This is a genomic window from Streptomyces gossypii, assembly GCF_025165795.1.
In the GTDB taxonomy this organism is placed as follows: Bacteria; Actinomycetota; Actinomycetes; order Streptomycetales; family Streptomycetaceae; genus Streptomyces; species Streptomyces gossypii.
In genome coordinates, this window is sequence record NZ_JAJAGO010000004.1 from 278460 (window position 1) to 292159 (window position 13700).

At 72.3% G+C, this 13700-nt stretch carries 10 protein-coding genes; 7 read left to right on the plus strand and 3 right to left on the minus strand.

Features of this window, described 5'->3' with window-relative positions:
• Positions 1-21: 21 nt before the first annotated feature.
• The 5 genes from LHJ74_RS10415 (at position 22) to LHJ74_RS10435 (ending at position 6334) form a co-directional block, all read left to right on the plus strand.
• Positions 22-1434 (plus strand): YhfT family protein, encoded by a 1413-nt coding sequence (locus LHJ74_RS10415; protein WP_260217618.1) that lies wholly within the window; start codon positions 22-24, stop codon positions 1432-1434.
• A 167-nt stretch (positions 1435-1601) separates the two neighbouring features.
• The gene (locus LHJ74_RS10420) at positions 1602-2561 is read left to right on the plus strand and encodes a phosphotriesterase family protein (protein WP_260217619.1); all 960 of its coding nucleotides are present in this window, start codon (positions 1602-1604) and stop codon (positions 2559-2561) included.
• 1 nt (position 2562) lies between these two features.
• Positions 2563-3801, plus strand: a complete 1239-nt coding sequence (locus tag LHJ74_RS10425; protein ID WP_260217620.1) for an aminotransferase class V-fold PLP-dependent enzyme — start codon at positions 2563-2565, stop codon at positions 3799-3801.
• A 2-nt stretch (positions 3802-3803) separates the two neighbouring features.
• Positions 3804-4967, plus strand: coding sequence for an alanine racemase (locus LHJ74_RS10430; protein ID WP_260217621.1), 1164 nt, complete (start codon positions 3804-3806; stop codon positions 4965-4967).
• 44 nt (positions 4968-5011) lie between these two features.
• Positions 5012-6334, plus strand: coding sequence for a phosphopentomutase (locus LHJ74_RS10435; RefSeq protein WP_260217622.1), 1323 nt, complete (start codon positions 5012-5014; stop codon positions 6332-6334).
• Positions 6335-6442: 108 nt separating this feature from the next.
• Here LHJ74_RS10435 and LHJ74_RS10440 read toward each other — a convergent pair whose 3' ends face one another.
• Positions 6443-7438 (minus strand): ArsR/SmtB family transcription factor, encoded by a 996-nt coding sequence (locus LHJ74_RS10440; RefSeq protein WP_260217623.1) that lies wholly within the window; start codon positions 7436-7438, stop codon positions 6443-6445.
• Between the two features lie 55 nt (positions 7439-7493).
• On the opposite strand from LHJ74_RS10440, the gene LHJ74_RS10445 reads away from it, so the two are divergent.
• Positions 7494-8786, plus strand: a complete 1293-nt coding sequence (locus LHJ74_RS10445; RefSeq protein WP_260217624.1) for an MFS transporter — start codon at positions 7494-7496, stop codon at positions 8784-8786.
• Between the two features lie 126 nt (positions 8787-8912).
• Here the strand turns inward: LHJ74_RS10445 and LHJ74_RS10450 are convergent, their stop codons facing one another.
• Entirely contained in the window at positions 8913-10118 is a 1206-nt protein-coding gene (locus LHJ74_RS10450; protein ID WP_375546712.1) for an RNA polymerase sigma factor, read from the minus strand.
• Between the two features lie 356 nt (positions 10119-10474).
• On the opposite strand from LHJ74_RS10450, the gene LHJ74_RS10455 reads away from it, so the two are divergent.
• Entirely contained in the window at positions 10475-11617 is a 1143-nt protein-coding gene (locus tag LHJ74_RS10455; protein WP_260217626.1) for a glutathione-independent formaldehyde dehydrogenase, read from the plus strand.
• A 55-nt stretch (positions 11618-11672) separates the two neighbouring features.
• On the opposite strand, the gene dnaG is transcribed toward LHJ74_RS10455, so the two are convergent.
• Positions 11673-13670, minus strand: a complete 1998-nt coding sequence (gene dnaG, locus LHJ74_RS10460; RefSeq protein ID WP_260217627.1) for a DNA primase — start codon at positions 13668-13670, stop codon at positions 11673-11675.
• Positions 13671-13700: the final 30 nt, after the last annotated feature.

Consider the following 13700-nt stretch of genomic DNA (forward strand, 5'->3'; position numbering starts at 1 on the left):
CCGGGCACGAAGGAGCCTTTCGTGAGCACCCTACTGGCCTCCGCGGCGGACGCCGGGAGCACAAGTCTCGACTTCTCGCTCGCGCAGGAGATGACGGTCATCGGCCTCTGCGCACTGACCGCCTTCATCGCACATATGGCACTGGCCGTCTTCAACGACGGCGTACGGCCCTTCCTGCTCGACTTCATCCAGGGCCGCACCACCCGCAGCGCCACCGCGGCGGTGTCCTTCGGGCTGTCGGCCGGTTTCATCTTCGGCCTGGGCGCCCCGATGGCGCTGTCCACCGGGGTGCTCAACCCCTGGCTGCTGTTCCTGCCGACCGACGTGCTCGGCATCCTCTCGCCGAAGAGGTGGCTCGCGCCCCTTCTCGGCGGGGCCTGGGGTGCCGTCGTCGTCTTCGGGCTGGGAGGGGCGAACGACCTCGCACACGACCTGCCGGTGGACTTCCTGACCGCCCTGCAGCAGATGTCCACGCCGATCCTGTTCCTCTTCACGCTCTTCCCGATGCTGGCCATCACCAAGCAGTTCGGCCGGCTGCGCGGCGGTATCGCCGGGGTCGTGGAGCTGGTGCTGGTGGTCTTCACCATGAAGATGTGGCCGGACGTCTTCCCGGGCGCCATCGCGATGGCGGTCGGCGTCCTGATGCTGATCGGCTTCGCCACCACCAAGGACCTGGGGCAGCGCCGTCAGCAACGGGCGGAGGCCGCCAAGGCCGCTGTCGGCGGCGGCGGTTCCGCGGGAGGCGACTCCACGGGAGCCCCGGCCGGTACCGGTGCGGCCACGGAGCCGGAGGACCCCACTGCCTCGCTGTTCAGCGCCAGCGCGGCACGGATGCGCCGGTACCTGCCGCTGTACATGGTGCTCGGCGCGGGAGTCTGTCTGCTCGCCCAGATGCATGTCTTCGGCGGCGGGGAGGCCACCAGCTTCCTCATCGCCAAGGGCGACTACTCGGGGGCCGCACAGGTCGACTTCTACCGCGTCTTCGGGTTCATCCCGCTGATCGCCACCACGGCGCTGGCCTCCGGGGCGTACGCGATCGCCGGCTTCACTCTGGTCTACCCGATCGGCTACCTGCTGCCGAACCCGTGGCTCGCTCTGATCGTCGGCGCCCTGGTCTTCGCCGTCGAGGTGCTGGCGCTGTCCTATCTGGGACGGCTGCTGGGCAAGCTGCCGTCGGTACGCGACTCCTCGGAGCATCTGCGGAACGCGATCAGCGAGAGCCTGTGGCTGGCCATCCTCTTCGGCTCCCTGATGGCGGCCAACGCCATGGGCGGCGGTCTGGGCATCCTGATAGTCGGCGGGCTCTACCTGCTCAACGAGGCGATGGGTCGCATCGTGGTCCGGATGGCCGCCGCACCGGCCGCCGTGATCGTCGGCGGCGTGCTGCTCAACATCCTGTACTGGCTCGATCTGTTCACCCCGGTCAAGGGCTGAGGCGTGTTTCCCGGACCGCCGCAGGGTGGTCCGGGAAACACGCCTGGTGATGCGGTCGGTGAGCGGCACCAGGCAGGGCCGCGCGGCACCGCGCCAGGAGGGGAGCCCGCCGGGACCTTCCCTCGTACGCCCCCGACAGGCACTCTTCGTCAGGAAGGCCACCCTCCATGCACGCACTGCGGACCGTCGCCGGTCCCCTCTCCCCTGCCCGGATCCGCGGGCCGGTGCTCGCCCACGAGCACCTGGCACTCGACCTGGGCCGCGCGGGCGACCCCGAGGCCCGGCTGGACCCGGCCCGCCACGCCGAGCCGGTCACGGCCGAACTGGCCGCCCTCCGCGAGCAGTACGGGCTGGCGCTGGTCGTCGAGCTGACCTGTCGCGGCATGGGGCGCGACGCCGGGGCACTGCGGCGGATCGCCGAGGCCTCCGGGGTCGCCGTGGTGGCCGCCACCGGCTGGTACTACGCCGCCTTCCACCCGCCGGAGGTCACCGGCGCCGGTCCGGGCGGCGGGACGCGCGCCGAGGACCTCACCGAACTGCTGGTACGGGAGATCACGGGCGGGCTGGACGGCACCGGCGTGCGCCCCGGCGTGCTCGGCGAGATCGGCAGCCACGGTGAGCTGCCCAGCCCCGCCGAACACCGGGTCTTCGCCGCCTCCTCCGCTGCCGCGCTGGCGACCGGGCTGCCGGTGAGCACCCATGCCCAGCTCGGCCGGGGCGGCCTCGCCCAGCTGAAACTGCTCACCGACGGCGGGCTGCCCGCCCACCGGGTCTGCATCGGCCACCAGGATCTGCTGGACGATCCGGGCACCCACCGCGAACTGGCCGCCGCGGGCGCCTATGTCGCGTTCGACACCATCGGCAAGGAGAGCTACCAGAGCGACGCGACCCGGCTGCGGCTGCTGCTCGCCTTGGTGGAGGCCGGACACGGCGACCGTGCGCTGCTGAGCTGCGACATCTCCCGGCACAGCTATCTGCGCGGCGAGGGCGGCCAGGGGTACGGCCACCTGTTCCGCTCCTTCCTCCCCCGGCTGCGGGCCGCCGGGGCCGATGACGACCTCATCGACCTGCTGACCCGCCGCAACCCCCTGCGCTTTCTGACCGGATCCACCGCGGAGGTGAACTGAGTTGACCCAGCAGCAGACCGGGCCCACCGGCTCGGGAGACGATGGCGCCCACGGCACCGGCGACGGCGACGGACCGCCGGCCGGCCCCCCGGCGCCCCCGCGGCTGCCGCGCACCTTCCCGCTGGCCACGGTCCCGACGGCGGACGCGGTCGCCGTCCAGCACCGGATGCTGGAGAGCGTCACCCGCCACTTCCAGGGGCCGGAACTCTTCGCCTCGGACGCCGGGGTGGTACCCGGACCGGGCCGGCCCCGTACCACCGCGCGAGTGGAGGCGGCGCTCGCCGACTTCTTCGGCGCCGAGGCCGCCGCGCTGGTGCAGGGCGCCGGCACCGGCGCCATCCGTGCCGCGCTGACCGCGGTACTCCGTCCGGGAGAGCCGCTGCTGATCCACCGGGCACCGGTCTACCGGACCACCGCGGTGACGCTGCGCGGTCTGGGCGTGGCGCTGGTCGAGGCCGACTTCAACGACCGGGCCGAGCTGGAGCGCGCCCTGGCCCTTGGGGCCGAGGGACGCCTGCGGTACGCCTATGTGCAGCACACCCGGCAGCGGCTGACCGACTCGTACGACCCCGCCGAGGTGCTGGCGGCCTGTCACGCGGCCGGCGTGCGCACCCTGGTGGACGACAACTACGCGGTCTTCCGGGTGCCTCGCTCCGGCAGCCAGCTGGGCGCGGACGCCTCCTGCTTCTCGCTGTTCAAGCTGCACGGGCCGGAGGGCGTGGGCGCCGTGGTGGGCACCCGGGACCTGGTCGACGCGGTGCACCGGGACAACTACTCGGGCGGCGGCCAGGTGCAGGGCACCCAGGCTCTGGAAGCACTGCGTGCCCTGACGCACGTACCAGTGATGTGGTCCCTGCAGTCGCAGGCCACGGGCGAGGCCGCCGAGCGGCTCGCGAACGGCGAGGTGCCCGGAGTGGCCGAGGTCCGGCTGGCGAATGTGCAGGACCGCTGCCTGCTGGTGCGGCTGCACCATCCGGTGGCACAGCAGGTGCCGGCCGCCGCGGCCCGGTACGGTGCCGCGCCCTACCCGGTCGGCGCCAACTCGCGGTACGAGATCGCACCGCTGTTCTACCGGATGTCCGCCTCCGCCCTGGACGACGCGCCGCAACTGGCCGACTGGACCGTACGAATCAACCCCATGCGGGCCGGAGCCGGGCTGGTCCTGGACATCCTCGGCCGCGCACTGACCGACCTCGACGCCGCGCACGGCCCCGCCGCACCGCGCGAGACCAAGGACTGACCGTGTTCCTCGACACCGTCCTCACCCGGAATCCGCAGCTTGTCCGGACGGCGGCGGAGCTGCACCGTACCGGCGCCGTTCCCGCGGACACCTATGTCGTGGACCGGGACGCCGTGGACGCCAACGCCGCGCTCCTCGCGGCCGAGGCCGAACGGCTGGGGCTGACCCTGTGGTTCGTGGTCAAGCAGCTCGGCCGCAACCCGGCCCTGGCCGCGACGATCGCACGCCGGCTGCCCCGGTTCGCGGCCATCGACGCGGCCGAGGCCCGCACCCTGCACGCGGCCGGTGCCCGGCCCGGCAACCTCGGCCACCTGGTACAGATCCCCCGGCGGGAGCTTCCGGAGATGCTCGGCTGGGAGCCCGAGGCCGTCACCGTCTTCGACCTGGACAACGCGCGCGCCGTCTCGGACGCCGCGAAAGCGACGGGCCGGGTGCAGGACATCCTGCTGCGGCTGGAGGGCGTGCCGGGCGCCGTGTATCCGGGGCAGGAGGGCGGTGTACCGCTGGAGACCCTGGAGGAGTTCGCCGCCGCGGCCGAGGAGCTGCCGGGGGCACGGATCGCGGGCGTGACCGCCTTCCCGTGCCTGCTGTGCGATCCGGCGACCGGCGTGCCGGAACCGACGGCGAACCTCTCCCGCCTGGTCAAGGCCCGCGAACTGCTCGCCGGACGCGGCCACACCGCCCTGAAGCTGTCCGCTCCGAGCGTCACCTCCGCGGCCACGCTGCCGCTGCTGGCCGGACACGGCGCCACCCACGGCGAGCCGGGACACGCGCTGACCGGCACCACACCGCTGCACGCCGTGGACCCGGACCAGCCGGAGATCCCGGGCTACGTCTATGTCACCGAGGTGGCACACACCCTGGCGGACGGCCGGCCCGCGCTGCACGGCGGCGGCTTCTATCCGCGTGCGGGCATCTCCGACGCGCTGCTGCCGCGCACCGGACTGCGGCTGCCCGTGCAGGACACCCCCGCCGAGCACATCGACTACTACCGGCTGCTGGACGCCCCGCCGCCCGGCAGTGGCGTACGGGCGGGCGACAGCGCCGTACTGGCGTTCCGCACCCAGATGTTCGTCACCCGCAGCAAGGTCGCGGTGGTCTCCGGGCTCTCGGACGGCACGCCCCGGCTGGACGGCCTGTACGACGCGCTCGGCCAGCCCTGCTGAACTCGTGCACCGCACCGCACCGCACCGCACCAGGGAGGAAACCTGTGAGCAGGACCGTCATCGTCGTCCTGGACGGCTTCGGTATCGGCGCCATGCCGGACGCGGGCACGCTGCGCCCCGGCGACCTCACCGCGGACACTCTCGCCCACACCCTGGACCACTGCCGGGAGGCCCGGGGCGGCAACCCGCTGCGGCTGCCCGCCCTGCGGGCCCTCGGGCTCGGCCTGCTGCACCCGCACCCCGACCTGGGGCGGGTCCAACCGGTGTCGCGGGGCCCGCAACCGGACGCACCGGCGCCCCCGCCCGGAGTCGCCCCCTCGGCAGCGGCGGCCGGCCCGGAACTGCTCCCGGTCACGGTGACCAGGGCGCCCCTCGGCTACCCTGGGGCCGACACCTACGCTGGCCACCAGACCATGATGGGCGCCGACTTCTCCGCCGTGACCGTTGCCCGGCTCGCCGAACACCTACCCGCGGTGACCGAGGCGCTGACCTCGGCCGGGCACACCGTACGGACACTGGACGGCGAGCCGCTGCTGGTCGTGGACGGGCACGTACTGGTGCACGACAATCTCGAGGCCGACCCGGGCATCAACTGGAACGCCACGGGCCGACTGGAGGACCTGCCCTTCTCCGGCATCCTCCGCGTCGCCCGTACGGTACGCGCGGTCGCCCCCGTCGCCCGGGTGATCGCGGTGGGCGGCCACGCCCCGGACTCGCTGACCGGCCATGTACGGCACGGCGACGGCGGCACCTTCGGGCTGGATACCCCGGCGACCGGCTTCTACCGCCACGACGGACTGGCGGTCCAGCACCTGGGTGCGCCGCTGGACCACACCCGACAGCTCCCGGAGCTGGCCGCGCGCGCCGGCCTGCCGGTGACCCTGACCGGAAAGGCCGCCGACATTCTGGCCTGCGAGGACGCGGTGCGCAGGCCTGCGGTGCCCACGGCCGAGGTGTTCACCCACACCCTGGCGGCGGTACGGGCGGCCGGGCGCGGGCAGCGTGCGCTGGTGGTGGCGAACGTCCAGGAGACCGACCTGGCCGGCCACCAGCAGGACGCCGACCTCTACGGCACCGTACTGGAACGGGCCGACCAGGGCCTGGGCGAGCTGATCGACGCGCTGGACTCGCCCGGCGACACACTGATCGTCACCGGCGACCACGGCAACGACCCCACCTCCGGCCACGCTTACCACACCCGCGAGTACGTCCCCGTGCTGCTGCACCGGCAGGGCGCCTCGGGCGCCCGCCGGCTGCCGGACGCCGCCGGTCTGGCGGATGTGGGCGCCACCGCGGCACGCACCCTGGGCCTCGACCCGGCCACTTTGGCCAACGGGACCCCCCTTGGCTGTTCCCCGCCCCACTGACTGGCCCCGCCCCGGTCTGCCTCCCCTGACCTGCCCCTTCCCGAAACGGGGGGGGGTTCCGCCCCGGGCCCGGGGTGATGTGGATGCCGGGTGCCGGCGGCCGACCGCTCAACCGCCCCCGCACACGCCGTCGCCCAGCTCGCTCCTGCGGTACCGCACGCTCCTTCCCGCCCGTGTCCTCGTCAGCAGGCCCGCCTCGTGCAGGACCCGCAGGTGCTGACTGACCGCTCCCGCCGTCACCCCGAGCCGGTGCGCGAGTTCCGTCGTCGAAGCGGGCTCGGCGAGCAGGAGCAGCAGTCGGGCCCGCGGTGCACCGAGCAGCCGGACCAGCGGGCGGTGCCCGTCGTCCAGGGGCTGCTTGGCGACCGACTCGGCGAGGACGGCACGGCCGCGCGAAGGGTAGAAGAGCGCGGGCGGCAGGTCGGGGGTGCACAGCGGCTGGGCGCCGCGAGCGAAGAGCGTCGGGCACAGCACCATGCCGCGCCCGGCGACCGGAACGCTCCGCTGCCACCAACCGCCCAGGTTGCCGGGCCGTCCGAGCTGCAGCACGGCCCGCTGCCCGTCCCAGCTCAGTCTCGGATCGAGCCCCGCGAAGAGCGCCTCCACCCCCTCTTCGGCCAGTACCCGCCCCCGGTGGGCCAGGTCCGCCTCGAAGAGGGACTGCACCCGCGCCCACCACTCCCCGGAGAGGCATCCGGTCCAGTACGCCTCCAGGGCGTCCGCGACGCGGGCGCGCAGCCGCTCCGGGTCCCCGGACAGCACAGCGGGAAACACCTCGTCACCGTAGGCGTCCCGCAGCCCGGCGGCGAGGACCTCCGGACCGGTCGCCCTGAACAGGGCCAGCTCCGCCGCGAAGGTGGGCCGGGCGCTGCTCGGCCGCGGTGTGAGGCAGTCCGGTATCCACAGCCGCCGGGTGACCATCGCGTCGAGGACCTGCCGGTCCAGGCGGTCGTAGACGGGCCGCATCCGCCGCAGCCAGGGCCGCATGTGCGGATAGCGGACCGGGTCGCGCCAGGCCCGCAGCGAGAAGGCCGCCTCCTGCAGCGGCGAGTACGCGAACGAGGTGCGCGCCAGGTCGTCCACGCCGAACACGAACTCGATCATTGAGCGTCAGGCTAAAGGAATGCCGCGGGCCTGGGGAATGCCCTGCAATGTGGCGGTGACCACGTCAACCACCCCGTCCGGAAGCAGTCCCCCTGCCGAGCGTCCCGCCCTCACCAGGATGGGCGGCTTCCTACCCGTCGACCCGGTGCTGCGCCGTCTCTCCCTGCTCACTCTCCTCAACTCCTTCGGCCGCGGCCTGTTCTTCTCCCTCTCCGTCCTCTACTTCACCCGGATCGTCGGCCTCTCCGCGACCTCGGTCGGTCTCGGCCTGACGATCGCCGGGCTGTTCGGGCTGGTCGCCGGCATTCCGGCGGGCCGTGTCTCGGACCGCTTCGGCAGCCGGCCCACGCTCACCGTGCTGTGGCTGGCCTGCGGCGCGGCGATGGCCTCGTACACGCTGATCGGCTCGTACGCGGGCTTTCTCGCCGCGGTGATCTGCTACGCGGTCGTCAACCAGTCGGGCGTCGGTGTGCGCAGTGCGCTCTTCGCCGACGTCCTGCCGCCGGAGGTGCGGGTCGAGGGGCGGGCGCATCTGCGCATGGTCACCAATGTGGCGATGGGTGTGGGAGGTTCTCTGGGCATGCTGGCGCTGCAGGCCGACAGCCGGGGCGCGTACACCGTGGTCATTCTGGCCAACGCCGCCGGGTTCGCGGTCGCCGCGCTCCTGGTGTGGCGGCTTCCGGTCCGCACCACGGCCGCCGGACTGGCCGGCTCCTCCGACGAGCCGGTCAGCCGCTGGCGGGCGGTGCGCGACCTCCCCTTCATCACGGTCACCGTCCTCAACGGTGTCCTGGTCCTCCAGTACAGCCTTCTGGAGGTCGGTCTTCCGCTGTGGATCGCGCAGCACACCGACGCCCCTCGCTGGTCGGTCGCGCTGATCGCCATCCTCAACTGCGCGCTGGTGGCGCTGCTCCAGGTCCGGATCACACGCGGCATCGACGACCTGCCGCGCGCCGTCCGCGCGATGGGCCGCTCCGGTGTTCTGCTCGGCCTGGCCTGCCTGGTCTTCGCGCTGACCGCGGATCTCTCCCCGATGTGGGCGGTCGCCGTGCTGGCGCTCGGTGCGGTGATCCAGGTACTCGCCGAGGTACTGACGGCAGCCGGCGGCTGGACGATCGGCTACGCGCTTGCCGACGCCCGCGCCCAAGGCGTCTACCAGGGGGTGTACGCCGCCGGATTCTCGGCCGCCACCATGGCGGCGCCGGCCCTGATCACGTTCACCGCGATCGAGCACGGCACGGCCGGCTGGGTCTTCCTCGCCGTCCTCTTCACCGTCGCCGGTCTCGCGATCCGCCCGGCCGTGGCCTGGGCACGCCGCACCGGCGAGTGGCGCGGCGAGCCGGCGTAGCCCGGCAGGCCCGGAGACCGACGGTGAGCCGGTGAGCCGGTGAGCCGGTGACGGTGACGGTGACGGTGAAGAGGATGGTCCGACGGACAAGCGCCGGTGCCGGGGCGAACCTTGCCTGACGAAGCACTAGTCGAGATAGCCCCGCAGTTGGTCGGCGAAGGCGTGGTCGCGGAGTTTGCTCAGGGTCTTCGACTCGATCTGGCGGATGCGTTCGCGGGTGACGCCGAAGATGCGGCCGATCTCCTCGAGCGTGCGCGGACGCCCGTCGGCGAGCCCGTAGCGCAGTTGGACGACCTTCCGCTCACGCTCTCCGAGCGTGGAGAGCACCGCCTCCAGGTGCTCGCGCAGCAGGAGGAAGGCGGCCGATTCCACGGGTGAGGGTGCGTCGCCGTCCTCGATGAGGTCGCCGAGGTTGACGTCGTCCTCCTCGCCGACCGGCGCGTGCAGCGACACCGGTTCCTGTGCGAGCCGCAGCACTTCGGTGACCCGCTCCTGCGTCAGGTCGAGTTGTGCGCCGACCTCTTCGGCCGTCGGCTCGTAACCGCGCTCCTGGAGCATGCGGCGCTGCACCCGCACCACGCGGTTGATCAGCTCGACGACATGCACCGGCACCCGGATGGTGCGGGCCTGGTCGGCCAGCGCGCGGGACATCGCCTGCCGTATCCACCAGGTCGCGTATGTGGAGAACTTGTAGCCACGCGCGTAGTCGAACTTCTCGACGGCCCGTATCAGGCCGAGGTTGCCCTCCTGAACCAGGTCGAGCATGGTGAGGCCGCGCCCGACATAGCGCTTGGCCACGGAGACGACGAGCCGGAGATTCGCCTCGATGAGGCGGCGCTTGGCCATCCGGCCGAGCACCACGACTCTGTCGAGGTCCAGCGCGAGCCGGCTGTCCAGACTGGTGGCCGTGCTCAGCCGCTCCTCGGCGAAGAGCCCGGCCTCCACTCTCCGGGCGAGCTCGACCTCGTCGGCCGCGGAGAGCAGCGGGATGCGGCCGATCTCGCGCAGGTACTGCCGGAAGAGGTCCGCCGACGGACCGCTTCCCGTGCCGGTGCCGGGTTTGGGGGGCGGGGGTCCGTCCAGGTCCGGTTCGGGATGTCCCGCCTGCGGAGGCACCGTCTCCGGGCGGGGGCGCTGCGGTGTCGCCTGGGACGTGGGTGTCGCCTGGGACGTGGGTGTGCTCTGGGGCGTGGGTGAGGCCGGAGGCGGGGCGGGGACCGTTGATGCGGTGGGGGCCGCACTCGTCAGGGTCTGGGTCTGCACGGGGGCGACCTCCAAGGTGATCGCTGCCGGTTCGGGGACGGCGTGCGGTACGGGAGCGGTCGCGGCCACGCCACGTTCCGTCCCGTGAACGATGTGCGGATCCGCGGAGGGCTGTGGCCCCTCCCGGCCAGCACCGCCGCGCTCCGATGACTCAGGCACCGTCCACCAGTGTGGGGTACGACACACTCCCGCCACGAGGGTCGTGCGTCCGCTTTTTTCTCGGAGGGTTACCGGCTGGAAACCGCCGCCGGGGGCCCGTCGCCTGTGCCCGGTGGAAGTGCGCACACTCCGGAGCCTCCTGCAACGGGACCTGGAGAGGTCACGCGAACAGCGCACAGCGCCACCCTGAATGTCTGAAATGTGATAATTGTGGGCGTCCTCGGGCGCCCACACCCGCGCGCCGTACGCCGTCCAAGGAGGCATCAGTGAAAGCCGTGGTCTACCAGGAGCCGTTCCGCGTCACCGTCGAAGACGTCGAGGACCCGCGGATCGAGCAGCCGACCGATGTGGTCATCAAGATCACGACGTCCGCGATCTGCGGCTCCGACCTGCACATGTACGAGGGGCGTACGGGCGCGGAGCCCGGCATCGTGTTCGGGCACGAGAACATGGGTGTCGTGCAGGAGACCGGCTCCGGCGTCACGCGGGTCCGCAAGGGCGACCGCGTCGTGCTGCCGTTCAACGTGGCGTGCGGGTTCTGCCGGAACTGCCTGGGCGGGTTCACCGGCTTCTGTCTCACCGTCAACAAGGGCTTCGCGGGCGGAGCGTACGGCTATGTCTCCATGGGCCCCTACCGTGGCGGGCAGGCGGAGTACCTGCGGGTGCCGTTCGCGGACTTCAACTGCCTGCAGCTGCCCCAGGGCGACGAGCACGAGGACGACTTCGCGCTGCTGGCCGACATCTTCCCCACCGGCTATCACGCGACGGAGCTGGCGAAGGTCTCCCCCGGAGAGACGGTGGCCGTCTTCGGCGCCGGTCCGGTCGGGCTCATGGCCGCGTACTCCGCGCTGATCCGGGGCGCCTCCAAAGTCTTCGTCGTGGACAAGCAGCCGGACCGGCTGCGCCTCGCCGAACAGATCGGCGCGATCCCCGTCGACTTCAGCCAGGGTGACCCGTCCGAGCAGATCAAGGACGGCACACACGGCGAGGGCACCGACAAGGGCATCGACGCCGTCGGCTACCAGGCCACCGCGGCCGCCGGGGGCGAGCAGCCCGCGGTGGTGCTCAACACCCTGATCGAGACCGTACGTCCCACCGGGATGCTGGGAGTCGTGGGACTGTACGTGCCCGCCGACCCGGGTGGCCCGACCGAGGCCGCGAAGATCGGCGAACTGCTCTTCAAGACGGGCAAGTTCTTCGAGAAGGGCCTGAAGATGGGCACCGGCCAGGCGAACGTCAAGACCTACAACCGCCAGCTGCGCGATCTGATCGTCGCCGGGCGGGCCACTCCGAGCTTCGTGGTCTCGCAACGCCTCCCGCTCCACGCCGCACCGGACGCCTACCAGCGCTTCGACAAGCGCGAGGAGGGCTGGACCAAGGTCCTCCTCCAGCCCGGCCGCACCGGCTGAGCCGGGGTAGCGGGCACGATCGAGCCGGGGCACCGGACACGCCACGGACCAGCCGCTACAGTGCCGCCGCGCCCCGCTCGCGCAGGCCGCGGCCGTACTGCTGGAGCTCCCACAGCTGTGCCCGTACCGGCGCCGAGCCCTCCAGGTCTCGGCGGGCCTCCATCCGGCGGGCGACGCCCTCGAGTTCGGCGATCCGGGCGTCGACGGCGGCCAGCCGGACGGTGACCAGCTGCATCCCCGCATACACGTCGTCCACAACGCGGGCGCTGTGCAGCGGTTCGACGGCAAGCTCGGTGATCAGGGATTTCACGGTGTCGTCCGGTGCGGCGGCCCGTACGCGGGCCAGGAACTCGCCGTCCGCGTCGGTGACGCCGCCCGCGGTCTCGATGGTCTCGCGGACCACGGCGTAGGGCGGGGCGGTGAACTCGTCCGCCCCGTACGCGTCGAACGCCGGGGCGACCAGCTCCGGCCGTTGCAGCGCGAGTTTGAGCAGCTCGCGCTCCACCCGGTGCGCGGGGCTGCGGAGGTTCAGCGCCGGACCCGGCGGCCGGGTGGCGGCCGGGGGCGCGGACGAGGCGCCGCTCGGCGCGGCGGCCTGCCCGGAGCCGTGCCGCTGAGCGCCCGCTCCGTGACCTCCAGTCCGCTGAGCCCCGGCCCCGTGACCGCCGGCCCCCTGCCCGGCCGGACCGCCCGCACCACCGCCGGGCCGTCCGCCACGCTCCCGCGCCCACCGCGCGAGCTTCCCCACCCGGCCCACCACGAACTGTTCGTCCGTGATCCCGAGCAGCCCGGCGAGCTGCACGGCGTGCCCGTGCTGGATCGCACCGTCCTTGATCCGGGCGACGATCGGCGCGGCCTCCTCCAGGGCGGCCGAACGGCCCTCCGCCGTATCGAGGTTGTGCTGCTCGACAACCGACCGGATGGCGAACTCAAAGAGCGGGGTGCGGCTCTCCACCAGTTCCTTGACCGCCTCGTCGCCCTGGGCCAGCCGCAGATCGCAAGGGTCCATCCCGCCCGGAGAGACGGCGATCCAGGTGCGGGCGGCGAACTTCTGATCGTCCTCGAAGGCGCGCAGCGCGGCCTTCTGCCCGGCGGCGTCGCCGTCGAAGGTGAAGACGACCTCCGAGAAGGAGTTGTCCAGCAGCACGCGCCGGAGGATCTTGACATGGTCGCTGCCGAAGGCCGTGCCGCAGGTCGCGATGGCGCCGGTGACACCGGCCAGATGGCAGGCCATCACATCCGTGTACCCCTCGACGACGACCGCCTGGCCCGCCTTGGCGATCTCGCGCTTGGCGAGGTCGATGCCGTAGAGGACCTGCGACTTGCGGTAGAGGGGGGTTTCCGGCGTGTTGAGGTATTTGGGCCCGTTGTCGTCCTCGCGCAGCTTGCGGGCGCCGAAGCCGACGACCTCCCCGGTGATGTCCCGGATGGGCCACAGCAGGCGGCCGCGGAAGCGGTCGATGGGACGGCCCGAGCGGCTGTCCTGGGCGAGCCCGGCGAGGATCATCTCCTTGTCGGAGAATCCCTTGCCACGCAGGAAACGCACAAGGTGGTCCCAGCCCGCCGGGGCGTATCCGACCCCGAAATGCTCGGCGGCATCCTGGCCGAAGCCGCGCTCGGCCAGGAACTTCCGGCCGATCTCGGCCTCCGCGCCGCCGAGCTGCTCGACATAGAACCGCGCGGCGATGCGGTGCGCCTCGACCATCCTGGTGCGCTCGCCCTGCTGGCTGGCCCGGCCGTACCCGCCCTCCTCATACCGCAGGGTGATTCCGGCCTGTGCGGCCAGCCGCTCGACGGCCTCGGAGAAGGACAGGTGGTCGATCTTCTGCACGAAGTCGAGGGTGTCCCCGCCCTCCTGGCAGCCGAAACAGTGATAAAAGCCCTTGCTCGGGCTCACGGTGAACGAAGGGGACTTCTCGTCGTGAAACGGACAGAGGCCCTTGAGGTTGCCGCCGCCCGCGTTCTTGAGCTGGAGGTACTCAGAGACGACGGCGTCGATCGGAACCGCGTTCCGTACCGCCTTCACGTCCTCGTCATTGATCCGTCCCGCCACGGAGGAAGTCTACGGCTCCCCGCCGACAGC

Bases quoted from the DNA above. Each gene is read 5' to 3' on its own strand.
- LHJ74_RS10420 (WP_260217619.1), top strand. From the start codon at position 1,602: ATGCACGCACTGCGGACCGTCGCCGGTCCCCTCTCCCCTGCCCGGATC.
- LHJ74_RS10440 (WP_260217623.1), bottom strand. From the start codon at position 7,438: ATGATCGAGTTCGTGTTCGGCGTGGACGACCTGGCGCGCACCTCGTTC.